Source organism: Mesorhizobium sp. WSM4820 (assembly GCF_055811075.1).
Genome location: NZ_JBVVQN010000003.1, coordinates 38,920 through 65,386, shown reverse-complemented (window position 1 = coordinate 65,386; position 26,467 = coordinate 38,920). Strand labels below are relative to the sequence as shown.

20 protein-coding genes are annotated in these 26,467 nt (G+C 62.6%); 13 read left to right on the top strand and 7 right to left on the bottom strand.

The genetic code is table 11. The annotated features are described in order from the left end of the window. Nucleotides 1-9: 9 nt before the first annotated feature. From AC0L2R_RS06280 to AC0L2R_RS06245, 8 genes are all read left to right on the top strand, one after another. Entirely contained in the window at nt 10-270 is a 261-nt protein-coding gene (locus AC0L2R_RS06280) for a nitrate reductase (RefSeq protein ID WP_473508126.1), read from the top strand. 12 nt (nt 271-282) lie between these two features. Then, the gene (locus AC0L2R_RS06275) at nt 283-450 is read left to right on the top strand and encodes a hypothetical protein (RefSeq protein ID WP_473508125.1); all 168 of its coding nucleotides are present in this window, start codon (nt 283-285) and stop codon (nt 448-450) included. A gap of 183 nt (nt 451-633) precedes the next feature. Continuing rightward, nucleotides 634-2,079, top strand: a complete 1,446-nt coding sequence (locus tag AC0L2R_RS06270; RefSeq protein WP_091594879.1) for a homospermidine synthase — start codon at nt 634-636, stop codon at nt 2,077-2,079. 197 nt (nt 2,080-2,276) lie between these two features. Beyond that, entirely contained in the window at nt 2,277-2,648 is a 372-nt protein-coding gene (gene omp10, locus AC0L2R_RS06265) for an outer membrane lipoprotein Omp10 (protein WP_091594946.1), read from the top strand. Between the two features lie 178 nt (nt 2,649-2,826). Beyond that, nucleotides 2,827-4,857 carry a 5'-nucleotidase C-terminal domain-containing protein gene (locus tag AC0L2R_RS06260; protein WP_473508124.1) on the top strand — a complete coding sequence of 677 codons (2,031 nt, stop codon included), beginning with the start codon at nt 2,827-2,829 and terminating at the stop codon, nt 4,855-4,857. Between the two features lie 147 nt (nt 4,858-5,004). Next, nucleotides 5,005-6,069, top strand: coding sequence for a ferrochelatase (hemH, locus tag AC0L2R_RS06255; protein ID WP_473508123.1), 1,065 nt, complete (start codon nt 5,005-5,007; stop codon nt 6,067-6,069). Between the two features lie 150 nt (nt 6,070-6,219). Beyond that, nucleotides 6,220-7,170 (top strand): SPFH domain-containing protein, encoded by a 951-nt coding sequence (locus tag AC0L2R_RS06250; RefSeq protein WP_473491101.1) that lies wholly within the window; start codon nt 6,220-6,222, stop codon nt 7,168-7,170. 4 nt (nt 7,171-7,174) lie between these two features. After that, nucleotides 7,175-7,645 carry an NfeD family protein gene (locus AC0L2R_RS06245; protein WP_473508122.1) on the top strand — a complete coding sequence of 157 codons (471 nt, stop codon included), beginning with the start codon at nt 7,175-7,177 and terminating at the stop codon, nt 7,643-7,645. A 78-nt stretch (nt 7,646-7,723) separates the two neighbouring features. On the opposite strand, the gene AC0L2R_RS06240 is transcribed toward AC0L2R_RS06245, so the two are convergent. Then, nucleotides 7,724-8,725, bottom strand: coding sequence for a KpsF/GutQ family sugar-phosphate isomerase (locus AC0L2R_RS06240; protein WP_091594888.1), 1,002 nt, complete (start codon nt 8,723-8,725; stop codon nt 7,724-7,726). 162 nt (nt 8,726-8,887) lie between these two features. On the opposite strand from AC0L2R_RS06240, the gene AC0L2R_RS06235 reads away from it, so the two are divergent. Next, a complete protein-coding gene (locus AC0L2R_RS06235) occupies nt 8,888-10,618 on the top strand; it encodes an outer membrane beta-barrel protein (RefSeq protein WP_473508121.1) in 1,731 nt (576 codons plus the stop codon). A gap of 69 nt (nt 10,619-10,687) precedes the next feature. Here the strand turns inward: AC0L2R_RS06235 and galU are convergent, their stop codons facing one another. Beyond that, nucleotides 10,688-11,593 (bottom strand): UTP--glucose-1-phosphate uridylyltransferase GalU, encoded by a 906-nt coding sequence (galU, locus tag AC0L2R_RS06230; RefSeq protein ID WP_473508120.1) that lies wholly within the window; start codon nt 11,591-11,593, stop codon nt 10,688-10,690. A 212-nt stretch (nt 11,594-11,805) separates the two neighbouring features. On the opposite strand from galU, the gene AC0L2R_RS06225 reads away from it, so the two are divergent. Continuing rightward, nucleotides 11,806-13,029 (top strand): lytic murein transglycosylase, encoded by a 1,224-nt coding sequence (locus tag AC0L2R_RS06225; RefSeq protein ID WP_091594951.1) that lies wholly within the window; start codon nt 11,806-11,808, stop codon nt 13,027-13,029. Between the two features lie 127 nt (nt 13,030-13,156). Further along, complete coding sequence (locus AC0L2R_RS06220; RefSeq protein ID WP_473508119.1) at nt 13,157-14,392, top strand: SGNH/GDSL hydrolase family protein; 1,236 nt, start codon at nt 13,157-13,159, stop codon at nt 14,390-14,392. A 34-nt stretch (nt 14,393-14,426) separates the two neighbouring features. On the opposite strand, the gene AC0L2R_RS06215 is transcribed toward AC0L2R_RS06220, so the two are convergent. Beyond that, nucleotides 14,427-15,881 carry a glutamate synthase subunit beta gene (locus AC0L2R_RS06215; RefSeq protein WP_473508118.1) on the bottom strand — a complete coding sequence of 485 codons (1,455 nt, stop codon included), beginning with the start codon at nt 15,879-15,881 and terminating at the stop codon, nt 14,427-14,429. Between the two features lie 144 nt (nt 15,882-16,025). After that, nucleotides 16,026-20,774 carry a glutamate synthase large subunit gene (gltB, locus tag AC0L2R_RS06210; RefSeq protein ID WP_473508117.1) on the bottom strand — a complete coding sequence of 1,583 codons (4,749 nt, stop codon included), beginning with the start codon at nt 20,772-20,774 and terminating at the stop codon, nt 16,026-16,028. 590 nt (nt 20,775-21,364) lie between these two features. Between gltB and AC0L2R_RS06205 the strand changes: the two genes are divergently transcribed. Then, complete coding sequence (locus AC0L2R_RS06205) at nt 21,365-22,417, top strand: threonine aldolase family protein (protein WP_473508116.1); 1,053 nt, start codon at nt 21,365-21,367, stop codon at nt 22,415-22,417. Between the two features lie 69 nt (nt 22,418-22,486). Here AC0L2R_RS06205 and AC0L2R_RS06200 read toward each other — a convergent pair whose 3' ends face one another. Beyond that, entirely contained in the window at nt 22,487-22,951 is a 465-nt protein-coding gene (locus AC0L2R_RS06200; protein WP_023798077.1) for an Hsp20 family protein, read from the bottom strand. Between the two features lie 561 nt (nt 22,952-23,512). On the opposite strand from AC0L2R_RS06200, the gene AC0L2R_RS06195 reads away from it, so the two are divergent. Continuing rightward, a complete protein-coding gene (locus AC0L2R_RS06195; RefSeq protein WP_473508115.1) occupies nt 23,513-24,487 on the top strand; it encodes an alpha/beta fold hydrolase in 975 nt (324 codons plus the stop codon). Nucleotides 24,488-24,619: 132 nt separating this feature from the next. Here the strand turns inward: AC0L2R_RS06195 and AC0L2R_RS06190 are convergent, their stop codons facing one another. Together AC0L2R_RS06190 and hisN are read right to left on the bottom strand one after the other, a co-directional pair. Then, the gene (locus AC0L2R_RS06190) at nt 24,620-25,162 is read right to left on the bottom strand and encodes a DUF1579 family protein (protein ID WP_473508114.1); all 543 of its coding nucleotides are present in this window, start codon (nt 25,160-25,162) and stop codon (nt 24,620-24,622) included. Nucleotides 25,163-25,282: 120 nt separating this feature from the next. Beyond that, a complete protein-coding gene (hisN, locus tag AC0L2R_RS06185; RefSeq protein ID WP_473508113.1) occupies nt 25,283-26,056 on the bottom strand; it encodes a histidinol-phosphatase in 774 nt (257 codons plus the stop codon). Between the last annotated feature and the right edge of the window lie 411 nt (nt 26,057-26,467).

The window sequence follows — 26,467 nt, the reverse complement described above, 5'->3', positions numbered from 1 at the left end:
GGATTGGATATGAACCGTCTCGCGAACCCACTCGCCCCGCGCGGCCTTGCCCTTCCGGAGAAGACCAGACAGATCAAGGTCTGGGTTCGCAGGGCTTGCGGGCTCGATGACGATGTCGTCGTGTCCGTCACGGAGCTGGCATGCCGCAAAAATGGCTGTCCCGACATCGAAACGGTGATCGGCATAGTGCGTCCCGGCGAGAAAATCGAGACGATCCGGGTCAAAAAAGCAATCGCCGATGTGACCTCGCACGATCTGCCGCGAGGGTGAATGGATCGGGATATGCGCAGGGTGTCGGCCTCTCGACCGAAGCTGTTGCGCTTACCGAGTGTCACCGGCATGGGACCGAGATCGGGAACCGTCGACGAGAGCTGGTGCTCGCTGCATCTTTCGCCGCGCCATTGCTGGCGCTTCGCCCAACTCGACTACAAGGGCCAACTCGGGGAATGACGGCCGGCCGTCAGCGGCTGGTCGTCCTCCTTAACCACATGACGAATGCGGCGTAGCTCGCGGCTTTTCGCTGGTTTATGACAATGATCTGTGGTTGTAGCGCGTGGCGGTCGGGCAAAAAAGTGCTCCGCTTTGCGTCTGTTTGCCCGGCTTTTCAGCCTGTCTGAGGGAGTAATCGATAAAATGGCGAATGAAAACTGGCCCGTTTACGGTGAGATCACCGGCCCTGTCGTGATGATCGGCTTCGGCTCGATCGGACGGGGAACGCTGCCGCTGATCGAACGCCATTTCAAGTTCGACAAGTCGCGCATGACGGTCATCGACCCACGCGATACCGATCGCAAGCTGCTCGACGAGCGCGACATCACCTTCATGCAGGATGCGGTGACCAGCAAGAACTACAAGAAGCTTTTGACGCCGCTGCTGACCAAAGGCGGTGGCCAGGGCTTTTGCGTCAACCTGTCGGTCGACACCGGCTCGGTGGATTTGATGCGGCTCTGTCGCAAGCTGGGTGTGCTTTACATCGACACCGTCGTCGAGCCATGGCTCGGCTTCTATTTCGACACCAAGGCCGACACTGGCAGCCGCACCAATTATGCGCTGCGCGAATCCATGATCGAAGAAAAGCGCGCGCACCCCGGCGGCGCGACCGCAATCTCCACCTGCGGCGCCAACCCAGGCATGGTCTCGTGGTTCGTCAAGCAGGCGCTGGTCAACCTCGCCACCGATCTTGGCCTCGAATTCTCCGAGCCCGCGCAGCACGATCGCGATGCTTGGGCCAGGCTGATGAAGAAGGCCGGCGTCAAGGGTATCCACATCGCCGAGCGCGACACACAGCGCACCAAGAAGCCGAAGCCGATGAACGTGTTCTGGAATACCTGGTCGGTCGAAGGCTTCATCTCGGAAGGGCTTCAACCGGCCGAGCTCGGCTGGGGCACGCATGAGACGTGGATGCCGAAGAACGGCAAGAAGCACAAGCATGGCTCGAAGGCCGCAATCTATCTGGAGCAGCCGGGCGCCAACACGCGTGTGCGCAGCTGGTGCCCGACGCCGGGCCCCCAATATGGCTTCCTGGTGACCCACAACGAGTCGATCTCGATCGCCGACTTCTTCACCCTGCGCGGCAAGAAGGGCAAGGTCCAATATCGCCCGACCTGCCACTACGCCTACCATCCCTGCAACGACGCCGTGCTGTCGCTGCACGAGATGTTCGGCGCCGCCGGCAAGGCACAACCGGTGCATCACGTGCTCGATGAAAACGAACTGGTCGACGGTGTCGACGAACTCGGCGTGCTGCTCTACGGCCACGACAAGAACGCCTATTGGTACGGCTCGCAGCTGTCGCTGGCGGAGGCGCGCAAGCTGGCGCCTTATCAGAACGCCACGGGCATGCAGGTCACGTCGGCAGTGCTGGCGGGCATGGTCTGGGCGCTGGAAAATCCCGAGGCCGGCATCGTCGAGGCGGACGAGATGGACTACAGGCGCTGCCTGGAAGTGCAGTCGCCCTATCTCGGGCCGATCAAGGGCTACTACACCGACTGGACGCCGCTCGACAACCGCCCTGGGCTGTTCCCGGAAGACCTCGACAAAAACGACCCATGGCAATTCCGCAACATCCTCGTTCGATAGTTCAACATCCTCGTTCGAAAGCAATGTCTCACTGCCTTGCAATCGTCTGGAAATCGGGCGATTGAAGGAAGGCGGCTGGAGCGACGTGCATCCATTTGGACGCACAAAGTACGCTCTGGCGGTTCGAGTGTACGCATCGTGCTTTCCGAAAAATCGCATCGATTTTCGGGCCAATGCGAGAGGAGAGGATCTTGATGATGACGATTGCGCGCAAATTGCTTTCGGCCGGCGTTGTCGCGGCCGCTGCCGCCTTGGCGGCGTGCACCACCGCCGGCCCGGGCGGGCCGCCATCGGCCACGCGGAGTCCGGTCGAAGGCTCATGGATCGACGCGCAGGGCACAGGCCTGTCGACCTTCGCCGGCGGCAGCTTCAAGACCGTCGCCACCGACACCGGCCAGAAGCTTGCCGACGGCAGCTACGCCATGACCGGCGGCACCTCGGTCCAAATCCAGGGCACTTCGCTGATCCGCCAGACGCCGATCGGTTTCAACTGCTTGTTGATCTCCACCTCGCAGCTTAATTGCACTAGCGTGAGCGGGCAGAACTTTGTGCTGACGCGACGCACCTGAGCCCATACTGAACTGCTTTTGCAAAGGGCGGCGGCTTGGGGCCGCCGTCCTTTTGTGCCGGCAAAGCTGGGCCCGATTCCACTTGCATCGGCCAAAACGCGATGTGAACATGGGCGAAAAGCCGGCTGTTATATTCCAGTCGAGCGAGGGCGTTAAACAGGTCATCCGGGAGACGAAGATGAAGAAGATCGCCGCCATTGCCGCCCTTTCGGCGTCTACGCTTGGCCTGTCGACCGGCATGTCCTTTGCCGACTACACTCTGAACATCCTGCACATCAACGACTGGCACAGCCGCATCGAAAGCAACAACAAATATGAATCGACCTGCTCGGCCGAAGAGGAGACCAAGGGCGAGTGCACCGGCGGCGCGGCGCGGCTGATCACGGCAATCGCCCAGCAGCGCAAGAAGCTGGAAGGCCAGAACGTGCTGCTGCTCAGCGCCGGCGATAATTTCCAGGGTTCGCTGTTCTACACGACCTACAAGGGCAAGACCGAAGGCGAATTCCTCAACCAGATGAAATTCGACGCCTTGGCGGTCGGCAATCACGAGTTCGACGACGGCGAGGCGGCGCTGGCGCCGTTCCTGGATATGATCAAGTTTCCGGTGCTCGGCGCCAATGTGAACGTCAACGCGCAATCCAAGCTCGGTGACCGCGTGAAACCGTCTGTTGTGATCGAGGTCGGCGGCCAGAAGATCGGCGTCGTCGGCGCGGTCACCAACGACACGCCGGAGCTCGCTTCGCCAGGCCCTAACGTCACGATCGAGGACGACGTCAAGTTGATCACGTCAGAGGTCGAGAGGTTGAAGGGAGAAGGCGTCAACAAGATCATCGCGGTCACCCATATTGGTTACAAGCGCGAGCGTGACGTCATCGCCAAGATCCCGGGTGTCGACGTGGTGGTTGGCGGCCACAGCCATTCGCTGCTGTCCAACACCGAGCCCAAGGCTGAAGGCCCCTACCCGACGATGGTCGACAATCCGGACGGCTACAAGGTGCCAGTCGTCCAGGCGGCGTCCTATTCGAAATATCTCGGCGAGTTCAAGGTCGTGTTCGACGACAACGGTGTCGTCAAGCAGGCCAGCGGCGACCCGATCTACCTCGACAAATCGATCACGCCGGACCCCGCCGTGCTTGCCCGCATCAAGGAGCTCGGCGCGCCGATCGAGGCGTTGAAGAACCAGGAGGTCGCCGAAACCACCAAGGCGATCGACGGCAGCCGTGAGAACTGCCGCACCCGCGAGTGCGAGATGGGCAATCTCGTCTCCGATGCCGTCCTCGACCGCGTCAAGGACCAGGGTGTCGAGATCGTCATCACGAATGGCGGCGGTCTGCGCGCTTCGATCGACCAGGGCACCGTCACCATGGGCGAGGTGCTGAACGTGCTGCCGTTCCAGAACACAGTGGCGACCTTCCAGATTTCCGGCAAGGATCTGGTTGCCGGGCTGGAGAACGGTCTCAGCCAGATCGAGGACGGCGCCGGCCGCTTCCCCCAGGTTGCCGGCCTGAAGTATTCATTCGACAAATCGGCCGCCGCGAATGCCGGGCGCGTCAAGTCGGTCGAGGTCATGCAAGGCGGCGGGTGGACGCCGATCAATCCGGACAAGGATTACCTGGTCGCCACCAACAACTATGTGCGCCAGGGTGGCGACGGCTACAAGGTGTTCGCCGACAAGGCCAAGAACGCCTACGATTACGGTCCGGGCCTCGAACAGGTGGTCGCCGATTATCTCGGCGCGCATCGGCCCTATACGCCGAAGCTCGAGGGCCGCATCACCGAAATCACGGCCGCCGCCGCGGCGGAACCGGCCCAGCAACCGGCGCAGGATTCGGCCCAGGAATCGGCGAAGCCGGCCGAGGCTCCCGCTCCGGCCGAGCCCGCAAAACCGGCAGAAACGGCTCCAGCCGCGACTGCGGAGCCGGCGATTCCCGAACCGCCGGCCGGTTCGGACGATATTGCCACGACACCGCCAGCCGTGCCGACGGAACCCGCCCCGGCAGCGCCGGCACCAGCGGAGGCTGCGCCTGCCGAGCCGGCAAAGCCGGCCGAAAGCAGCCATGTGATCGTTGCCGGCGACACCTATTGGGATTTGGCGGAAAAGGCCTATGGCGATGGCGCCAGGTGGAAAACGATCTCCGACGCCAACCAGGACTACGAGCCGCGCCGGCTTCCCGTCGGCGCAACCTTGACCATCCCGGCCGCAAACTGAATTCTTCTGTCATTGTTGGAAAACCCGTCCGGCAAACCGGGCGGGTTTTTCTGCTTTCGCCTCCCAAGCTTAGATAAGGTGCGGCCAGACGCTGCATTGAAAACCGGCGCGGCATCGCTAGTTTCGCGCGGTGTCCGGAGATCCCTTATGACGCCTTCCAACCCTGCCGATCCCAAGGCCGCGACGGTCCTCGACCCGCTGCCGGCAGGACAGCCGCCGGTCGGGGCGGGCAGGATCGGCGTCATGCTGGTTAATCTCGGCACGCCCGACGGCACGGAATTCAAGCCGATGTGGCGCTATCTCAGGGAGTTCCTGTCCGATCCGCGCGTCATCGAACTCAACAAGGCGATCTGGTACCCGATCCTCTACGGGCTGGTTCTCACCACACGGCCGAAGAAGTCGGGCGCCAACTATGCCAGGATCTGGAACCGGCAGCGTGACGAGTCGCCGCTGCGCACCTACACCCGCGCTCAGAGCGAAAAGCTGACCGAGGCGCTGCGCGACCTACCCGGCGTCAGCGTCGACTGGGCAATGCGTTACGGCAATCCTTCGACCGAGAGCGTCGCCAAAGGGCTGGTCGCGCAGGGCTGCGACCGCATTCTGACTTTTCCGCTTTATCCGCAATATTCCGCGACCACGACCGCCACCGCCAACGATCAGTTGTTTCGCGCGCTGATGAAGATGCGCCGCGCCCCGGCGATCCGCAGCGTGCCGCCCTACTATGCCGAACCGGTCTATATCGAAGCGCTCGCCGCGTCGATTGAGCGCCATCTGGCGAGCCTCGATTTCGAGCCGGAAATGGTCATCGCCTCTTATCACGGCATTCCGAAACCCTATTCCGACAAGGGTGACCCCTATCAGGCCCATTGCCTTGAGACGACCCGGCTGCTGCGGGAAAAGCTCGGCTGGGATGAGAAGAAGCTGATCACCACGTTCCAGTCGCGCTTCGGCGCGCAGGAGTGGCTGCAGCCTTACACCGACAAGACGGTCGAGAAATTGCCCGGAGAAGGCGTGAGATCGATCGCCATCGTCAATCCGGGCTTTTCCGTCGACTGCATCGAGACGCTGGACGAGATCGGCAGGGAGGCGGCCGAGACCTTCCATCATGCCGGCGGCGAAAAGTTCGCGCATATTCCCTGCCTCAACGACAGTGCCGAGGGCATGGCGGTGATCGAGGCGATGGTGCGGCGCGAACTGTCGGGCTGGATCTGAAGCGGACATAATCGAGCGCCGCAAGCACGGCTGTCTATGCACCGGTTATCCACTATCACCTGATTGTAACGTTCCTGAAACACACTTAAGTGTTTGGTGAAGTCGGTCGCGTTGAAACATTTCCGTGGCCGGCATCTGAGGGAGAGCCAAATGGATTTCAGTGGTTTCGATATCGCGCTTCTTGTTCTCGTCGCTCTTGTCGTGCTCGTGCTTTTCAAAGGCATCCGGACAATCCCGCAAGGCTACAACTATACCGTCGAACGCTTTGGCCGCTATACCAGGACATTGAGTCCCGGCCTCAACCTCATCGTGCCGTTCGTCGACCGCATCGGCTCCAAATTGAACATGATGGAGCAGGTGCTCGACGTCCCGACGCAGGAGATCATCACCCGCGACAACGCCACCGTCGCCGTCGACGGCGTCGCCTTCTACCAGGTGCTCAACGCGGCGCAGGCCGCCTACCAGGTCGCCGGTCTGGAGAACGCCATCCTCAACCTGACGATGACCAACATCCGTACCGTGATGGGATCGATGGACCTCGACGAGCTTTTGTCGAACCGCGACGCCATCAACGAACGCCTGCTGCGCGTCGTCGATGAGGCGGCACATCCTTGGGGCATCAAGATCACCCGCGTCGAGATCAAGGACATCAATCCACCGGCCAATCTCGTCGAATCGATGGGTCGCCAGATGATGGCCGAGCGCAACAAGCGCGCGCAGATCCTCGACGCCGAAGGCCTCAAGCAGTCGCAGATCCTGGAAGCCGAGGGCCGCAAGGAAGCCGCCTTCCGCGACGCCGAGGCGCGCGAACGCTCGGCCGAGGCCGAGGCCCGCGCCACGCAGGTGGTGTCGGAAGCGATCGCCAAGGGCGACGTGCAGGCGCTCAACTACTTCGTTGCGCTGAAATACACCGAAGCACTGACCAGGATCGGCTCCGCCACAAACAGCAAGGTCGTGCTGATGCCTATGGAAGCTTCCTCATTGATCGGCACGCTCGGCGGCATCGGCGCGATCGCCAAGGAAGTTTTCGGCGCAGAGGGCACTGCCGGCACCACGCGGCAGGCTGCACGCCCGCCCGTGGTTCGTCCCAGCGAGACCTGAGGCCATGTTCGAACGCGTCATTTCCGAACTCGGCCCTTGGGTTTGGATGGTTCTCGGCTTCGTCCTCCTGGTGATGGAGGTCATCGCACCGGGCATATTCATGCTGTGGATCGGCATCGCCGCTCTGCTGATCGGCGTGGTGTCCCTGCTCATCTGGGACGCGGACTTCTGGACCTGGCAGATCCAGGTTCTCGCCTTCCTGGCGATGTCGCTGGTTTCAACCTATGTCGGCAAGAGACTGGTGGGTGGGCGCGATGATGGCACCGATCAGCCACTGCTCAACCGCCGCGGCGCACAGATGATCGGCAGGATGGCCACCCTGGACGAGCCGATCAGGGACGGCCGCGGCCGCATAAAGCTGGGCGACACGCTATGGCGCGTCTCCGGCCCCGACCTGCCGGCCGGCACGCAGGTGCGCGTGACGGGCGCGGCCGACACCGATCTGGAACTGACGGTCGAGGCGGTCCTGGACTGATCCGACCATCCCGGCGGGCGACTTTTCAAACTGGCCTGCTGTCTCTCAGAGACTGTTTCGAAATTCGCTCTGGCGAGCTCAGGCCGCGCCGATGCGCAGCAGATCGTGCAGGTGGACAAGTCCGACCGGCCGTCTGCCTTCGACAACCATCAGGCTGGAGATGGTCGAACTGTTGATCGTCTGCAGCGCGGTCGCCACCAGCGTATCCGGTCCGGCCGTCTTCGGCTCCTTGGTCATGACCTGATCGACGCTCATCGCCAGAAGATTGCTGCCGATGTGGCGCCTGATGTCGCCGTCGGTGATGATGCCGATCAGCGCACCATCCGCAGCGGTTATCGCCACGCAGCCAAACCCCTTGCGCGACAATTCGAGGATCGCTTCGCGCATTCCAGTGCCGGAAGGCACCAGCGGCAGCCTGTCGCCGACATGCATGATCTCGCGGATCTGCGTCAGATTGGCGCCAAGTTGCCCACCGGGATGGAAGGTGCGGAAATGATCCGGCGTGAAGCCGCGCGCTTCGAGCAGCGCGATGGCCAGTGCATCGCCGATCACCAGTTGCAGCAGCGTCGATGTCGTCGGCGCCAGGCCGTGCGGGCAGGCTTCCGGCGCACGCGGCAGCAAAAGCACCACATCGGCCGCCCGCGCCAGCGCCGATCGCTCTCCGGCGGTGACTGCGATCAGCGGGATCGAGAAGCGCCTGGAATAGGCGATGATGCCCTTGAGCTCGCGGCTCTCGCCCGACCACGAGATGGCGATGATGGCGTCGTCCCTGGCGATCATGCCGAGGTCGCCATGATTGGCTTCGGCAGAATGGACGAAGAAAGCCGGCGTGCCGGTCGAGGCGAGCGTTGCCGCGATCTTTGAGCCGATATGGCCGCTCTTGCCGACGCCGCTGACGATGACGCGGCCAGCGATATGCGACACCATATCGACGGCGCGCGCGAACGGTTCGGTCAATCCGTTCTCGAGCGCGGCCGCCAGCGCCGCGACACCGGCCTGCTCGGTCGCTACCGTTCTAAGCGCCGAGGCGATCGAAGCCTGCCCATCGAGCCGCTTCTTGTCTGGGGATCCCGCATGCATGGCTGATGCGATTAGCGCTTTGCTGCGCGCCTGTCCAACGGAATTGCCATCCGTTAGCCGTCAAGTGGGCTTTGATCGACCGCCGCCTCAACCCAACGTTAACCATCCCCGTTTACGGTTCGGTAAGTATGGCGCGCGTGCGCCGCGCAAGCAGTGGTAGCGATGTCCGAGGCCCCGCCTGAAAAGAAAAGAAGACGAAACGGCAAGGCGGTCTGCGCCTTGCTGCTGGCGACCAGCGTCTTCGCCTTGCTGCGGCCTGCGCAGCCCTATGCCCAAGTAACCGAGCTGCGCGGCGAGGTTTCGGAATCGGCGATTCTGGACGACCAGCAGCGCAAAACCAGGCAATTGAGCATTGCCCAGGATCAGACGGCGCAGGCCGGTGCAACCACCCAGAGCACGGCGCCGACGCCCGCCTATCAGCCGGCCAGCCCGGGCGCCGTGCAGGACGACGACGCGGCACCGGCGACCGGAAGCATTTTTGATCCGCCGGAAGCAACCGACGATCCGTTTGCGGACGCCCCCGTTCCCGTCCCGCCGCGCCGGCCATCGAGCGCAACCCAGGGCGCAGCCGATCAGGACGAAGCCGCCGAGACACAGGCCGCCAACGCGACGACGGCCCCGACGGATGACGAGGACACCGCCGAGACGGACCCAATCAATTCCCGTGCCGTGACCATCGATTCCGCCGACAGGCAGCAACTCGATCCGGGCGCCGAGCGCGCCGAAGCCATCGAAGGCCGGGACAGGAGGGCCGAGGACGACCCGTTCGCCGCCACCGGTATCAAACTCGGCTCGTTCGTGATCAGGCCGACGCTCGAGCAAGGCCTGAAGGCCTCATCGAATGCCGATTCAAGCAGCGAAGGCAAGCCGGCCCTGCTGTCGGAAACGACGCTGCGCTTCAACGCCATCTCCGACTGGCGGGAGAATTCGGCTACCGTCGACGGCTACGGCACATTTCTCAAGACCCTATCGGGCGACGAGGTTGAGGAGGCGCGCGGCCGTGTCGAAGGCACGCTCAATGTCGACTTCGACAACGATCTGCGCGCCATCGCCAAGCTCGGTTACGAGGCGGCACCGGAATCGGCTTCCTCGCCGGTCGTCATCGAAGGCACCGCCGAGCAGCCGGTGCGCCAGACCATTGATGGCAGCCTGGCGGTCGAGAAGGATGCCGGCAAGATGCGCTTCGCCCTGACCGGCGCAGTCGAACACGACATCTACGGCGACGCCAGGCTTTCGACGGGCGGAACGCTGTCGCAGAAAGACCGCGATTCGACGCTCTATACCGCCACCTTGCGCACCGGCTATGAGATTTCGCCCGCCATCACCCCTTTCACCGAGGTCGAAATCGGCCGCCGGGTCTATGATTTGCGCGTCGACAGCAATGGTTTCGAACGATCCTCGACGCGGCTTGGGGTTCGGGCCGGCGCCGAGCTCGACCTCGGCGAGAAGCTTGCCGGCGAGTTCTCGGCCGGCTGGCTGCGCGAGGCGATCGACGATGACCGCCTGCCGGCAATTTCGGGCGCCACGGTGAACGCCGACCTCAGATGGTCGCCGCAACGCGGCACCACGATCGGCCTCACCGGGCAGACGATCGTCGAGGGCACGACAACCGCCGACGAAAGCGGCACCATCCTTTACTCCGGCCGCCTCACCGCCGAGCGGGAAATCCGTGCCAACCTGATCGGCAACGCAGCTCTCGGCGTAGACTGGCGCGACTACATCGGGTCGGACGGCCATGATCTGACGCTGAGCGCCGAGGCCGGACTGACATGGTGGCTGAACCGATATGCCGGGCTGACCACCCGCGCCAGAACTGAAAAACAGACCAGCAACATCGAGGGCCGCGACTACACCGCCCACAGCATCTTTGTCGGGGTGACGCTGCAGCCGTAAACCAAGCCGCCGCGCACCCTCGGTTCAGGCCCGAGGGCATGCTTTTGCGCGCATGCATTAGCCCGGGGGTTAGAACGCCGCGCCCCGCTGCTCTGACGGTTTCATCTCGTCGAGAAGCTTGCTGATAGCGCCCGCCATGCGTCCGTTCATGTCGCTGCGCCACAGCGCGAAGGCGACGTTGGCCTCGACAAAGCCTTCCGGCGATCCGCAATCGAAGGTGCGCCCTCGGTAGTGGCAGCCATAGAAGGGCTGCTGCTTCTCCAGCTTCAGCATCGCATCGGTGAGTTGTATCTCGTTGCCGGCGCCCTTCTCCTGGCCTTCGAGTATCCCAAATATCTCCGGCTGCAGGATGTAGCGCCCGTTGATGTATAGGTTGGAGGGTGCCGTGCCGGTGTTCGGCTTCTCCACCATGCCGGTAATGCGGAAACCGTGATGCGTATCCTCGCCGCGGCCGACGATGCCGTATTTATGGGCCTCGGCGGGGTCGCATTCCTGAACCGCGACGATGTTGTTGCCGGTCTCGGCATAAAGCTCGACCATCTCCTTCATGCAGCTTTTTTCGGATTGCATGATCATATCGGGCAAAAGCAGCGCGAAGGGCTCGTCGCCGACCAGCTCGCGGGCACACCAGACGGCATGGCCAAGGCCAAGCGGCACCTGCTGGCGGGTGAAGCTGGTCTGCCCTGGCGAAGGTTGCAGCCGCTGCAGGCGGGCGAGCTCGTCGTCCTTGCCGCGTTGGGCGAGCGTGTCATAGAGTTCGAACTGAACGTCGAAATGGTCCTCGATGACCGCCTTGTTGCGTCCGGTCACGAAGATGAAATGCTCGATGCCGGCTTCGCGTGCCTCGTCGACCACATACTGGATGACTGGCCTGTCGACGACGGTCAGCATTTCCTTGGGTATGGCCTTGGTGGCCGGGAGAAAACGCGTGCCGAGGCCAGCGACCGGGAAAACTGCCTTGCGAACTCTCTTCATGCTGTCAAATATCCGCTTCTAAGGCTGTTCGGCAATCCCGCTTCAAGACATTTTCGTGCCGGAATCTGGGATTATGGAACGGCTGGTCAGAAAAAATCTGTAGTCCGTAAAGCACCAACCCGCCTTTTCGTTCCCAACGGCACCTATGGTAAACTAAATGCTAACCGGGTTCGGCGATGAATGATCTTCCTGTGATGAAGAAGGAGGAAAAGATGTCCGTTCGCGACGCCGCAAAGCGCTTCACCAGCATCGTTGCGGCCGCCAGTCTGTCGCTTGCCTTGCTGATGCCCACCGGATCGGCTTTTGCCGACGCCGGTTTCCGGCAATGGGTGGCGAGCTTCCGCGCCACCGCGGTGCGGAGCGGCGTTTCCGGCGCCGTTTACGACCGCGCATTCGAGGGCATCAGCGATGCCGACCCGGTCGTGCTGGAAAAAGCGCGTTATCAACCCGAATTCACCGCGCCCGCCTGGGACTATTTCGACAACCGCGTCCATGACCAGTCGGTCGCTGTTGGCAAGCAGATGGCCAGGAAGTGGAAGCCGTGGCTGGACAGGATCGAGGCAAGATACGGCGTCGACCGTCACATCCTGCTGGCGATCTGGTCGATGGAATCGAACTACGGCGAAATCCTAAAGCGCGACGATGTCATGCGCAATGTCGTGCGTTCGCTAGCCACGCTTGGCTATGCCGATTCGAGACGATCGAAATTCGCCCGCACGCAGTTGATCGCGGCGCTGAAGATCCTGCAAAGGGGCGACATCGATAAAAGCCACCTCAGTGGCTCATGGGCCGGCGCCATGGGCCATACCCAGTTCATTCCCACCAGCTACCAGGCCTATGCGGTCGACATGGACGGCGACGGCAAGCGTGACATCTGGAATTCGATTCCCGATGCATTGGCAACGGCCGCCAATCTGCTCAGGAAGAACGGCTGGCAGGCCGGCAAGACCTGGGGCTATGAAGTCAGCCTTCCCGACGGAAAGAAGTTCCCGGCCGGATCGAAGTCGTTGTCGCAATGGCAAGCGCTGGGTGTCACGCGTGCCAACGGCAAGCCGTTCAAGAGTGGGGAGAAGGCCACACTGAAGGTGCCAGGCGGCCGTGGCGGCCCGGCTTTCCTGATGGTCAAGAATTTTTCGGTCATCAAGCGCTACAACAATGCCGACAAATATGCGGTTGCCGTTGGCCTTCTTGCCGACGAAATCGCCGGTTATGGTGGGCTTGTGCAGGACTGGAAGCGGCCTTTCACGAAGCTCTCCTTCGAGGAGAGGCAGGAGCTTCAGCAACGGCTTTCCCAGTACGGCTACTATGACGGCAAGTTCGACGGCAAGATCGGCGAGGGATCGAAAGCCGCCATCATGGCCTTCCAGGCGAAGGCTGGCTTGACCCAGGACGGACATCCGAGCATGGAAGTGCTCAAATGGCTCAGGCAGAACTAGCCTCGCATAGGGCAGACCTGGAGCATCGGACCCAAACCGGTTTTGAGGAAATCCGATGCTCAACTTAAGGTAGAGCGGCGGCACGGTTGTATCAGAGTCCGGCGCTCTTTAGGGATGGAGACGGTAATTGGTTTCGGCTGCGCGTATCCGTGTGATCCTTCGTCGCGTGCCGATCCTGATTCTGGCTATTGCCGTCCTGGCCGTCGGCACTGCCGCCGTCTTTCACACGCCGGCCGTGGCGCAGGAAGAACAAAGGCGTGGCTGGTCGCTGCGCGACCTGTTGTTTCTGCGCCGAAGCGAGCGGATGGAGCCGCCACGACTGATTGAGCCGCGACGGATTCAGAGGATCGGGCCACGCAAGCCAAAAGTCAGAAAGTCGCGTGCTGCGCCGCGCCGGCCGGCTGAGCCGGCAGCCCCCATTGTCGAGAAGGCGCCGGATGCCCGCACCGTTCTGGTGGTCGGCGATTTCATGGCGACCGGCCTCGCCGAGGGTCTCGACACCGCCTTCGCCGAAAACAACAAGGTCAGGATCGTCGTTCGCAGCAATGGTTCGTCCGGTTTCGTGCGTGACGATTTCTACAACTGGCCCGAACAGATCAAGTCGCTGATCGAGGCCGAAAAACCGGCGGCCGTGATCGTCATGCTGGGTTCCAACGATCGGCAGCAGATGCGCGTGAACGGTGAACGCGAACAGCCACGGTCCGAAGCGTGGACCAAGGAATACGAACGCCGTACCGAAGCGTTCGGCAGGGCCATCGCATCGGCCAAGGTGCCGTATCTGTGGGTCGGCATGCCGGCCTTCAAGGCGCCGAAGATGACCTCCGACATGCTGGCTTTCAACGACATCTACCGCTCGACGGCCGAAAGCCACGGCGGCGAATTCGTCGACATCTGGGACGGTTTCGTCGACGAGGAAGGCGCCTTTGTCACCAGCGGGCCTGATATCAACGGCCAGCCGGTGCGCCTGCGCACCGACGACGGCATTCGTGTGTCGAAAGCCGGCAAACGCAAGCTCGCCTTCTATGCCGAAAAACCCTTGCTGAAGATCCTTGGAATGACCTCGCCTCCGGGCACACTGGCAGCTTATGCGCCAGCCGGCGCTCCGGTCGGGGCGCCGGCGCCGACACCCATGCCCGTCGATCGCACCGTGCCGATGCTGCTCAGCGATCCGGCACTCGACGGCGGTTCGGAACTTCTCGGCGCCGCAGCGCCGGCAAAGGCGGACGGGCCTGGCGAAAAACTCTTCGTCGAGGGCAAGGTATCAGCTGCTTCGCCCGGACGCGCCGACGATTTTTCCTGGCCGCCAAGGAAGCAGCCTGCGGCGCCGGCCGTGCCCGAAACGACCACGGCGATCACTCCGTAAACCTGCCGGGCGGCCGCACAAGTAGGAGACGGTCTCAGCGCGGCAGCACGCTCGATCCCATCAGCGCCTCGTCGATCGAACGCGCTGCCTGACGGCCCTCGCGGATCGCCCAGACGACCAGCGATTGACCGCGGCGCACATCGCCCGCCGCATAGAGCTTTTCGACGCTGGTCTTGTAGTCGCGATCATTGGCCTCGACGTTGTTCGAGCGGCGGCTGTCGATGGCGATCTTCATCTGGCCAGCCAGTTCCGACGCCGGCCCGACGGCGGCCGGCCCGGCAAAGCCGATAGCGATGAAGGCGAGATCCGCGCGGATGACGAATTCCGTGCCGGCGATCGGCTTGCGCTTTTCATCGACCTCGCAGCATTTGACGCCGGTCAACGCGCCGTCCTCGCCGATGAATTCGAGCGTCGCCACCTGGAACTCGCGCTCGGCCCCTTCCGCCTGCGAGGACGAGGTGCGCATCTTCGTCGCCCAGTAGGGCCAGACCGAAAGCTTGTCTTCCTTTTCCGGCGGCTGCGGCCGGATGTCGAGCTGGGTGACGCGCACGGCGCCCTGGCGGAAGGCGGTGCCCACGCAGTCGGACGCGGTGTCGCCGCCGCCGACGACGACGACATGCTGGCCGCCGGCGACGATCGGCGGCGAGGGCCACGCCACCGACTGGATCGGCTCACCGCCGATGCGCTTGTTCTGCTGCACCAGGTAAGGCATCGCGTCATGCACGCCGTCGAGATCATCGCCGGGAATGTTGGCCGGGCGCGGCGTTTCCGAACCGCCGCAATAGAGCACCGCGTCATATTCGGCGAGCAGTTCCGCCACCGGCTTGTCGACGCCGACATTGATCCCGCAGTGAAAACTCACGCCCTCGCCTTGCATTTGCTCGATGCGCCGGTCGATGTAGTGCTTCTCGATCTTGAAGTCGGGGATGCCGTAGCGCATCAGCCCGCCCGGCCGGCTCTCGCGCTCGTAGACGTGAACGTCGTGGCCGGCGCGGCCAAGCTGCTGGGCGGCCGCCATGCCGGCCGGCCCCGAGCCAATGATTGCGACGCGCCTGCCGGTCTTCCTTTCCGGCGGATAGGGCCGGATATGACCGGTTTCATAGGCCTTGTCGGCGATCGCCTGCTCGATCGTCTTGATAGCGACCGGAATGTCCTCGAGGTTCAGCGTGCAGGCTTCCTCGCAGGGTGCCGGACAGATGCGGCCGGTGAATTCCGGGAAATTATTGGTCGAATGCAGGTTGCGGATCGCATTGTCCCAGTCGCCATTGTAGACGAGGTCGTTCCAGTCCGGGATCTGGTTGTGGACCGGGCAGCCGGTCGGCCCGTGGCAGTACGGAATGCCGCAATCCATGCAGCGCGCGGCCTGTTTCTCGACCTCCTTGTCCGACATCGGCAGCGTGAACTCGCGAAAATGCCGGATGCGGTCGGAAGCCGGCTGGTACTTGTGCACCTGCCGGTCGATCTCGAGAAACCCTGTTACCTTGCCCATAGTCCAGTCCCTGCTGTCCAGATGGCGCGCTCGACGTCGCACCCGTTAACCTCATAAGGCAGCCATGGCAACCTTCAGTCCGAGGCCAGGATTGTTGATGAAGGCGTCGACCGGGAAGCTTTGCTTCCCGGCAAATCCCAAAGCCTATTCCGCCGCAACGCCCATGCGCATGCGTTCCATTTCGATCAGCGCGCGACGGTATTCGACCGGCATGATCTTCCGGAATTTCGGCCGGAAAGTCGCCCAGTTGTCGAGGATCTCGCGGCCGCGCACCGAACCCGTGTAATGGACGTGGTTCGAGATCAGCTGATAGAGCCGCTCCTCATCATGGCTGGTCATGTCGCCGGACACGTCGACGCGGCCTTTGTGGTCGAGGTCGCCGCCATGATGGAGCAGTTTCTCCATCAGGTCGTCTTCTTCGGGAACGGGTTCCAGTTCGACCATCGCCATGTTGCAGCGCTCGGCGAAATCACCCACCTCGTCGAGCACATAGGCGACGCCGCCCGACATGCCGGCGGCAAAGTTGCGGCCGGTCTGCCCGATGACGACGACAATGCCGCCGGTCATGTACTCGCAGCCATGGTCGCCAACACCTTCGACGACGGCGGCGACGCCCGAATTGCGAACCGCAAAACGCTCGCCGGCGACGCCGCAGAAATAGGCCTCGCCCTCGGTCGCGCCGTAAAGCACGGTGTTGCCGACGATGATCGACTCGGCTGCGACAATCTTCGTGTTCTCAGGCGGGCGGATGACGATGCGTCCGCCCGACAGGCCCTTGCCGACGTAGTCATTGGCGGCACCGACCAGCTCGAACGAAACCCCACGCGCCAGGAAGGCGCCGAAGGACTGGCCGGCGGTGCCGGTGAGCTTGACCGAGATCGTGTCCTCGCGCAGGCCCTTGTGCTTGAAGCGCTTTGCCACTTCGCCCGACAGCATGGCGCCGGTCGAACGGTCGACATTGCGGATCGGCAGCTCGATGCTGACCGGCTGCCTGGCGTCCAGCGCCGGCTTGGCCAACTCGATCAGCTTGCGGTCGAGCACGTCGTCGATCGGATGCTTCTGCCGCTCGGTCCAGTGCACCGCCTCATGCGGGGCATCCGGCTTGAAGAACATCTTGCTGAAGTCGAGCCCGCGCGCCTTCCAGTGCTGGATCAGCGCCCGCTTCTCCAGGAGTTCGGTGTCGCCGATGATCTGGTCGAGATGGGTGTAGCCCATTTCGGCGAGCAGCGCCCGGACCTCTTCCGCCACATAGAAGAAGAAGTTGATGACGTGTTCCGGCGTGCCCTTGAAGCGCTTGCGCAACACCGGATCCTGCGTCGCGACGCCGACCGGGCAGGTGTTGAGATGGCACTTGCGCATCATGATGCAGCCGGCCGCGATCAGCGGCGCGGTCGAGAAGCCGAATTCGTCGGCGCCAAGCAGCGCGCCGATGACGACGTCGCGTCCGGTGCGCAGGCCGCCATCGACCTGCAGCGCGACGCGCGACCTGAGGCCGTTGAGCACCAGCGTCTGGTGCGTCTCGGCAAGGCCCATTTCCCACGGGCTGCCGGCGTGCTTGAGCGAGGTCAGCGGCGATGCGCCGGTGCCGCCGTCATAGCCGGAAATGGTGATGTGATCGGCGCGCGCCTTGGCGACGCCGGCCGCAACCGTGCCGACACCGACTTCCGAAACCAGCTTGACCGAGACATCAGCCGCCGGATTGACGTTCTTGAGGTCGTAGATGAGCTGCGCCAGATCCTCGATCGAGTAGATGTCGTGATGCGGCGGCGGCGAGATCAGGCCGACGCCGGGCGTCGAATGCCTGACCTTGGCAATGGTGGCATCGACCTTGTGACCGGGCAGCTGACCGCCCTCGCCGGGCTTCGCGCCTTGCGCCACCTTGATCTGCATCACATCGGAGTTCACCAGATACTCCGCCGTCACGCCGAAACGCCCGGAAGCGACCTGCTTGATCGCCGAACGCTCGGGGTTCTTGCCGCCGTCCGGCAGCGGCAGGTAACGGTCGGCTTCTTCGCCGCCCTCGCCGGTGTTCGACTTGCCGCCGATCGTGTTCATGGCGCGCGCCAGCGTGGTGTGCGCTTCCCTGGAGATCGAGCCGAAGGACATCGCCCCGGTCGAGAACCGCTTGACGATATCGGCAGCCGACATGACCTCGTCGAGCGCGACCTTCTTGCGCCCGGTTTCTTCGGCCAGCCTGATCTTGAACAGGCCGCGAATGCTCTGCGCCCGCGCCGTCTCGCTGTCGATCTGAGCGGAATAGTCCTTGAACGTCTGCCACGATCCCTGGCGCACGGCGTGCTGCAGGGTGGCCACCGCATCGGGCGACCAGATATGCGCTTCGCCGCGCATGCGGAACATGTATTCGCCGCCGACCTCGAGGCTGTTGCGCAGCACCGGGTCGTTGCCGAAGCCGTCGGCGTGGCGGCTGACCGTCTCGGCCGCGATCTCTTCCAGCCCGACGCCTTCGATCAGCGTCGCGGTGCCGGTGAAATATTTTTGCACGAAATCGGTCTTCAGCCCGATGGCGTCGAAGATCTGCGCGCCGCAATAGGACTGGTAGGTCGAGATGCCCATCTTCGACATCACCTTGAGAATGCCCTTGCCAATCGACTTGATGTAGCGGGAGACGACCTCATTGGCGTCGACTTCGGCCGGCAGCTCGCCGCGCTTGTGCATGTCGAGCAGCGTGTCGAAGGCGAGATAGGGATTGATCGCCTCGGCGCCATAGCCCGCAAGGCAGCAGAAATGATGCACCTCGCGCGGTTCGCCGGACTCGACCACCAGCCCCACCGACGTGCGCAATCCCTTGCGGATCAAATGATGGTGGACTGCCGCCGTCGCCAGCAATGCCGGGATGGCGATGCGGTCCGGCCCGAGCTGACGGTCGGACAGGATGATGATGTTGTAGCCGCCGGCGACCGCCGCCTCGGCGCGCTCGCACAGCCGGTCGATGGCGCCCTGCATGCCGGCCGCGCCTTCGTTCGAAGCATAGGTGATGTCGATCGTCTTGGTGTCGAAACGGTCCTCGGTATGACCGATGGAGCGGATCTTCTCAAGATCGCCATTGGTCAGGATCGGCTGGCGCACTTCGAGCCGCTTGCGACGCGAATTGCCGACGAGGTCGAAGATGTTAGGCCTCGGCCCGATGAACGACACCAGGCTCATCACCAGTTCCTCGCGGATCGGGTCGATAGGCGGGTTGGTGACCTGGGCGAAGTTCTGCTTGAAATAGGTGTAGAGCAGCTTCGATCTGTCCGACATCGCCGAAATCGGCGTGTCGGTGCCCATCGAGCCGACCGCTTCCTGGCCGGTGGTCGCCATCGGCGACATCAACAGCTTGGTGTCTTCCTGGGTAAAGCCGAACGCCTGCTGGCGATCGAGCAGGCTGACGTCCCTGCGCAGCGCCCGCGGCTCGACCGGCTTCAGGTCTTCGAGGATGAGCTGGGTGTTGGCGAGCCAGCTCTTGTAGGGATGCCTGGTCGCGATCTCCGACTTGATCTCCTCGTCGGAAACGATGCGGCCCTTCTCCAGGTCGATCAAAAGCATGCGGCCGGGCTGCAGCCGCCACTTCTTGACGATCCTTTCCTCCGGCACCGGCAGCACGCCGGCTTCCGAGGCCATGATGACGCGATCGTCGTCGGTGACAATATAGCGCGCCGGGCGCAGCCCGTTGCGGTCGAGCGTGGCGCCGATCTGGCGGCCGTCGGTGAAGGCCACCGCCGCCGGCCCGTCCCACGGCTCCATCAGGGCGGCGTGGTATTCATAAAAGGCCTTGCGATCTTGATCCATCAGCTTGTTGCCGGCCCAGGCCTCAGGGATCAGCATCATCATCGCGTGGGCGAGCGAGTAGCCGCCCTGCGTCAGGAATTCGAGCGCATTGTCGAAACAGGCGGTGTCCGACTGCCCCTCATAGGAGATCGGCCACAGCTTGGAGATGTCGTTGCCGAACAGTTCGGAATCGACCGAGGCCTGCCGCGCCGCCATCCAGTTGACGTTGCCGCGCAGCGTGTTGATCTCGCCATTGTGGGCGACCATGCGATAGGGATGCGCCAGCTTCCACGACGGGAAGGTGTTGGTCGAGAAGCGCTGGTGGACGAGGATCAGCGCCGTCTCGAAACGGGGATCGGTCAGATCCTTGTAATAGGCGCCGACCTGATAGGCCAGGAACATGCCCTTGTAGACGATGGTACGCGATGACATCGACACGACGTAAAAACCATTGTCGACGCCCTTGGTCTCTTCATGGATACGACCGGAAATGACCTTGCGCAGGATGTAGAGCCGCCGCTCGTAATCGTCGTCGCTCTCGATCTCGGCGCCACGGCCGAGGAACACCTGCCGCTGGACCGGTTCTGAAGCAGCGATATCAGGCGCCTTTGACAGCGATGAATTGTCGACCGGCACGTCGCGAAAGCCGAGCAGCGGCTGGCCTTCGAGCTGCGCGACCTCGGCGATGATGCCTTCGATATGCGCCTGAAGCTCAGGATCGCGCGGCATGAACACATGGCCGACGGCGTAATGGCCGGGCTTGGGCAGTTCGACGCCCTGGCTGGCCATCTCCTCGCGGAAGAAGCGGTCGGGAAGCTGCACCAGCACGCCGGCGCCGTCGCCCATCAGTGGGTCGGCGCCGACGGCGCCGCGATGCGTCAGATTTTCGAGCACCGCCAGGCCGTCCGTGACGATCTGATGCGACTTGACGCCCTTCATATTGACGATGAAGCCGACGCCGCAGGCATCGTGCTCGTTGCGCGGATCGTAAAGGCCGTGAGCGGCGAACCCGGTAGGGGTCCGCCCGATCCTGCCCAGGCCAGTGGCGATGGACGGATTTTTGACGGCTGGCGCTTTCGTCTGCGCGGCCGGGCCGTTCGTCGCAGATGGCGTCACTTCCGTCATCGTCCTGTCCTCCATCCCAGCCCTTAGGGCGCTGGTTTCCGTTGGGAAGCGCATGAGCTTCCCTTTCATCCTTGCGGCACGTCTTGCGAAATCCCGTCTTGCGAAATCCTTGCCGAACCAGGCGGCCTGGTTCGCATCCGGCAATCGTACAGGCCAGAGCCGGGCTGTCTACCTGTCGCTCGCGGCAACGGCCGGAGAGGCCCAATGATACGCCAATCCAGCCTGTTTTGTGCGACAAAATAAGACAGCACTACTGTCCTAAATTTTTATGACAGAAATTGCGGATGCGCACAAGACCGATTCACAACAATTGTGGGCATCCAGAGACAGAAAATTACGCGCCACCCGGCCAAAACGCAACCTTCAGTCGTCCGCCTTAATGCATGTCGCGCAAAAGTGTGCAGCGGTATTGCGATAACGATATGCATGAAAACAAAAACCTTAAGCGCGTCGCATGAGGCCGGCCGAACGCGACGCGCTTTAGGTCTCCGGCCTCTCGCTGGCTTTACCGCTTTTCCGGCGCTTGGCACTTGCGAGCGGCATGCGAAAGCGGCCAAGGTCGCCTTGATTTTCCCAGCACAGGCAAACGCATGAATTTCGCTTCCGACAATTGGGCAGGCGCCCATCCCAGCATCGCCGCGGGCCTGTCGGCCCATGCCGGCGGCTTTTCCGCCGCCTATGGCGACGGCGCCCTCGACGACGCGGCATACCAGCGCTTCAACGAAATCTTCGGGCGCGAGGTCGCGGTGTTTTTCGTGGCCACCGGCACCGCCGCCAATTCCCTGTCGCTGACCGCCTACAACAAATCGGGCGGCATTTCCTTCTGCCATCGAGAGTCGCATGTCATCGAGGATGAATGCGGCGCCCCGGAATACTTTTCCGGCGGCTCACGGCTCCATCCCGTCGACGGCGCGCTGGGCAAGATCGATCCGAATAGGCTGGACAGGGCGGTCGGCCGGTTCGCGCCAGAAATCGTCCATTCCGGGCGCCCGATGGCGGTGTCGATCACCCAGTCGACCGAGGTCGGCACCATCTACACACTGAACGAAATTGCCAGGATTTCGGCGATCGCCAAGCATCACAAACTGCCGCTGCACATGGATGGCGCCCGCTTCGCCAATGCGCTGGTCGCGCTCGAGATAACACCGGCGGAGATGACCTGGAAGGGCGGCGTCGACATCCTCTCTTTCGGCGGCACCAAGAACGGCTGCTGGTGCGCCGAGGCTATCGTGCTGTTCGACCTCGACCGCGCCAGGGAACTGGCCTTCCTGCGCAAGCGCGCGGCGCAATTGTTCTCGAAATCGCGCTTCATCGCAGCGCAGTTCGAAGCCTATTTCAAGGACGACCTGTGGCTCGACACGGCGCGGCATGCCAACGCCATGGCAGCACGCCTCGCAGCACTGATCGAGGATTCCGCGTCGGCGCGTCTGGCCTGGCTGCCGCAAGCCAACGAAGTGTTCGCGGTGATGAAAAAGGCCAAGGCTGAACGGGTGCATTTGGCCGGTGCCGCCTTCTACGACTGGCACAAGCCGCACGACTTTGATGGCCATATCGGCGAGGACGAAGCGCTCTATCGTTTCGTCACCAGCTTTGCGACCACGGCCGAAGAGGTCGACCGCTTTGGCGAGCTAATTGCTGGATAGCGGCACCTAATTCAAAAAGGGCGGCGCCAGGCGCCGCCCTCGTCTGTTAGGTCGTCTTTGTGACGCAGCTTACGCGGTGGTCTTGGCCTCGATCTGCTTGGCCTTCGCCGAAGACGCGGTGATCGCGATCTTGCGCGGCTTCAGCTCCTCGGGAATATTGCGCTTGAGGTCGACGAAGAGCAGGCCGTTCTTCAGCGAGGCGCCGACGACATCAACATGGTCGGCAAGCTGGAAGCGGCGCTCAAAGGCCCGGCTGGCGATACCGCGATAGAGCAGTTCAGAGCCTTCGCCATTGCCCTCCTTGCGCTCACCCTTGACTGTCAGAACGTTGCGGTGAGCCTCGATCGAGAGCTCATCGTCCGAGAAGCCGGCGACCGCCATCGAGATGCGATAGGAATCCTCACCGGTGCGCTCGATGTTGTAGGGCGGATAGGTCTGTGCACCTTCCGGCTGCGCAAGCGAATCGAGCATGGTGAACAGCCGGTCGAAACCGACGGTCGAACGATAAAGCGGGGAAAAATCAACGTGACGCATAGTGTGTTCTCCTGTTGAGCAACAAACGTGTGGCCGGTGCGAAACCCGTGACGGCGTTCCGGATGGGCCAGCGGCCCCGACATTGGCGGCCGCAACAGACATTTGGGGAGCACGAGAAGGCATTTCAAGATTCTGCCGCCTCGATGAACGGCAGATGAACCGCGGCTTCGGCGGACGTTCAGCTAAGTCGCGTTAGACTGCTTCCAGGATCAAGGAACAGGCGGCGGTTACGGCGTCGCGCGTCCTCTCGGACACGCAAAAGGAAGCTGTAACACTTTGATTGCGCATGATTCACGGCGAAATCGGCTGCGGTTTTCGCGGTTATGCGCGAGATGTCGCAACGAGGCCGACCGGGTGTAACGTCCCTTCCTCCCGGATCGACGGGGGGCCGGAAGCACGCCGCAAGCTGCTTTCGGCCTCACTCGCCGGCTGGCTCGTTCAGCCTTTCCAACGCGTCCGGAATTCCTTTGCTTTTGCTGCCCTTTGCTTTTGCTGCATGGGGCGTCTATGCCTACCAAAGCTTGCGCCATGCAGGCAGCGACACTTAAAACGCAGCGCCGAATGACGGACCTCCTCGACAAAATTCCCCTCTTCCACGAAATTCCGGGCAATCCGCTGCCGGAAAATGCGGCCCGTGGTTTCTTCACCGCGCGCGACGGCAAGAAAATCCGTTATGGCCTCTTTGCCGCCGTTGCGCGCCCGATGAAGGGCACCGTGGTCCTCTTGACCGGCCGCAACGAGTGCATCGAAAAGTATTTCGAGACCATCCGCAACCTCGCCGACCGCGGCTTTGGCGTCGCCACCTTTGACTGGCGCGGCCAGGGCGGTTCCGACCGGCTGATCAGCGATCGCGAGCGCGGCTATGTCCGCAGTTTCTTCGACTACACCGGCGACCTGGAACAGTTCTTCGAGGAGATCGTGCTCCCCGACTGCCGGGGGCCGTATTACATATTGGCCCATTCGGCCGGGGCGGTGATCACGCTGCTTGCCGGGCCGTCGATGGTGAACCGCGTACGGCGCATGGTGCTGATCGCGCCCTTCCTGGCGGTGCCCGACCTGCCGGTCTCGACAACCACCGTTCGCCGCCTCTGCTCGCTGTTCTGTCTGCTGGGTCTTGGCAAGCTTTATGCCGCCTGGGGTCCGCGGCCCAGAAAAACCATACCCTTTGCCGTCAACAAGGTGACATCGGATCCCGAGCGGTATCGGCGCAACACGCTGCTCTACGAAACCTACCCGCAGCTGGCGCTCGGCGGCCCGACGATCCGCTGGCTGAAAGCGGCGGCGCAGGCCTCCGAGGTCATCAGCGATCCCGACTTCATGGCCAGGATCCGGGTTCCCTTGCTGGTGGTCGCCGCCGGCGCCGACCAGGTCGTCTCGACTAAAGCGGTGGAAACCTACACCAGACACCTGCGTCTCGGTTCACTGCTGGTGATCGATGGTGCACGCCATGAAATATTGCAGGAAGCCGACTTCTATCGCGAGCAGTTCTTTGCCGCCTTCGATGCCTTCATTCCGGGAAGCGACGACAACTCCTGATTGAGTGCCGTGCTCCTCCGGACGCGCAAAAGACCGCTCCAAATCATTGAAATCCATGACTTGGCTTGAAGGAATGACTTGGCCTGGAAACGAACCTGGCTTGAAAAAATGCCTGTCAGGTCGGTTGTCGGCCTACACTTGCCGGGCGAAATCCATGATCCAGTTGGTCTCCCAGGTCTTGCCGCCATCCGCTGAAAAAGCCTGCTCCCAGCGCGCCGATTTTTCAGTGATCCGCGACCACAGGAAGCGAACCTGGATAGCGCGTCCGTCGAAAACGTCTTCACACAGGAATGTGCCGACGCCTGCTTCGAAGGCGCCGCGCATCGGAATATCGATGGTCGCCGGGCTGCGGCCGTCGATCCACCAGATCGACCATTGTCTCGTCGCCGGATCGAAGGTCCGCAGCGTGGCGGCGCGATAGGCGCCGCCGGGCAATTCAATCACATTGTCGTCGACATTGCCGAGCCCGCCAAGGATCGGGCGCACCTCGCATGTCCCGCCAAACACGTCCCAGTTCGTGTCGCCTTGCAGGCGCTTTTGCAACCTTCGATGGTTGACGTTCCAGCGTCCGAAGAAGAAATCGAAATCGGCCCGCCCGTCTGATGGAGCATTTTCTGCCGGGGCATTTTCTACTGGAGCATCTTCGGAACGGCTGGTTGTTGACTGCGTCGGCATGAGACTCCCTCCCGTGGCATTGTCTCCATAGCCGAGAGCTGCTGACACCTTGCCGTCAGGAGCATTGGGTTATCGTCGCCGTGGGCACCTCAGTGCGTAATGGCCAGCTGCCCAGCCGGTTCAGCCACGCAACGCCGCCATCGCGGCGGCATGAAGCTCCGGCGTTGCCGCAGCCAGGATGTCGCCGCCCCTTTCCGCCGGTCCGCCTTCGAAGGTGGTGACGACGCCGCCGGCCTTCTCGATGATCGGGATCAGCGCGACGATATCGTAGGGTTTCAAACCGGGGTCGGCGACGATGTCGACGCTTCCCGCCGCGATCATGGCGAAGGCATAGCAGTCGGTGCCGTAGCGGGCGAGCTGGACCTGCCGCTCGAACAGGTCGTAGCGGAGGCGCGCGTCTCCCTTGAACAGTGCCGGCGTGGTGGTGAACAGCGTCGCCTCGGCGAGGCTTGTCGTCTTGCGTGTCGTCAGCCTTCGCGGTCCGCCCGGGCCTTCATAATGGGCACCGGATGCGTTGGCGTAGAAAAGCTCGCCGGTGAAGGGCTGTGACATCATGCCGGCGACGGCATCGCCGTCGACCGTCAGCCCGACCAAGGTTCCCCACACCGGCAGGCCGGAAATGAAGGCACGGGTGCCGTCGATCGGATCGATCACCCAGACATGCCTGCTGGAAATGTTCTCGCTGCCATGCTCCTCGCCGAGGATGCCGTGATCGGGATATTCCGCTGATATGAGCGCGCGGATAACCCGCTCAGCCTCACGGTCGGCCTCGGTGACCGGGTCGAAGCTGCCTTGCTCCTTGTTGGCGACCGCGCCCTGGCTGCGGAAGCGCGGCAAGGTTTCGGCTGCGGCGGCATCCGCAATGCGCCGCATGAAATCGATGCTGATGTCCAACTGATTCTCCCGCGTAATGCATGTCGCGCAAAGTGTGCAGCGGTTTTGCGATAACGACATGCATAAAACAACAACCTAAAGCGCGTCGTTCGGTCAAACGCGAGGCGCTTTAGCGTGCTGGAACCATTCGTCTGCCTGTGGATTTCCGCCAAAACAAGGGCGTGCGGGACTTTTGCGCATCGACGACTGTTGCTCGAATGCAACGCTGGCGCCCTCGAAACGCAGTTTCCACATCATAGTGAATTAAAAACGCCGCACGGCGGCTTGACATTTGTGCATCGCACAATAGATTTGTTCTCGGACAGGTTCTCCTGTCCATGCCCTCCTTGGGCGTTTCCTCCCTAGACTTCGACCGTGTCGTGCAAACGATGCGGTCTTTTTTTTTGCGCGGCACTCAGCCGATTGCGCGTC

Excerpts from the sequence above, each read along its gene's own strand:
- AC0L2R_RS06225 (WP_091594951.1), top strand. The coding sequence starts at position 11,806 with ATGTCCGTTCGCGACGCCGCAAAGCGCTTCACCAGCATCGTTGCGGCC.
- galU (WP_473508120.1), bottom strand. The coding sequence starts at position 11,593 with ATGAAGAGAGTTCGCAAGGCAGTTTTCCCGGTCGCTGGCCTCGGCACG.
- AC0L2R_RS06280 (WP_473508126.1), top strand. The coding sequence starts at position 10 with ATGAACCGTCTCGCGAACCCACTCGCCCCGCGCGGCCTTGCCCTTCCG.
- AC0L2R_RS06260 (WP_473508124.1), top strand. The coding sequence starts at position 2,827 with ATGAAGAAGATCGCCGCCATTGCCGCCCTTTCGGCGTCTACGCTTGGC.
- AC0L2R_RS06195 (WP_473508115.1), top strand. The coding sequence starts at position 23,513 with ATGACGGACCTCCTCGACAAAATTCCCCTCTTCCACGAAATTCCGGGC.
- AC0L2R_RS06235 (WP_473508121.1), top strand. The coding sequence starts at position 8,888 with ATGTCCGAGGCCCCGCCTGAAAAGAAAAGAAGACGAAACGGCAAGGCG.
- AC0L2R_RS06200 (WP_023798077.1), bottom strand. The coding sequence starts at position 22,951 with ATGCGTCACGTTGATTTTTCCCCGCTTTATCGTTCGACCGTCGGTTTC.
- hemH (WP_473508123.1), top strand. The coding sequence starts at position 5,005 with ATGACGCCTTCCAACCCTGCCGATCCCAAGGCCGCGACGGTCCTCGAC.
- AC0L2R_RS06250 (WP_473491101.1), top strand. The coding sequence starts at position 6,220 with ATGGATTTCAGTGGTTTCGATATCGCGCTTCTTGTTCTCGTCGCTCTT.
- AC0L2R_RS06245 (WP_473508122.1), top strand. The coding sequence starts at position 7,175 with ATGTTCGAACGCGTCATTTCCGAACTCGGCCCTTGGGTTTGGATGGTT.
- omp10 (WP_091594946.1), top strand. The coding sequence starts at position 2,277 with ATGACGATTGCGCGCAAATTGCTTTCGGCCGGCGTTGTCGCGGCCGCT.
- AC0L2R_RS06215 (WP_473508118.1), bottom strand. The coding sequence starts at position 15,881 with ATGGGCAAGGTAACAGGGTTTCTCGAGATCGACCGGCAGGTGCACAAG.
- AC0L2R_RS06270 (WP_091594879.1), top strand. The coding sequence starts at position 634 with ATGGCGAATGAAAACTGGCCCGTTTACGGTGAGATCACCGGCCCTGTC.
- AC0L2R_RS06275 (WP_473508125.1), top strand. The coding sequence starts at position 283 with ATGCGCAGGGTGTCGGCCTCTCGACCGAAGCTGTTGCGCTTACCGAGT.
- AC0L2R_RS06190 (WP_473508114.1), bottom strand. The coding sequence starts at position 25,162 with ATGCCGACGCAGTCAACAACCAGCCGTTCCGAAGATGCTCCAGTAGAA.
- AC0L2R_RS06205 (WP_473508116.1), top strand. The coding sequence starts at position 21,365 with ATGAATTTCGCTTCCGACAATTGGGCAGGCGCCCATCCCAGCATCGCC.
- AC0L2R_RS06240 (WP_091594888.1), bottom strand. The coding sequence starts at position 8,725 with ATGCATGCGGGATCCCCAGACAAGAAGCGGCTCGATGGGCAGGCTTCG.
- gltB (WP_473508117.1), bottom strand. The coding sequence starts at position 20,774 with ATGACGGAAGTGACGCCATCTGCGACGAACGGCCCGGCCGCGCAGACG.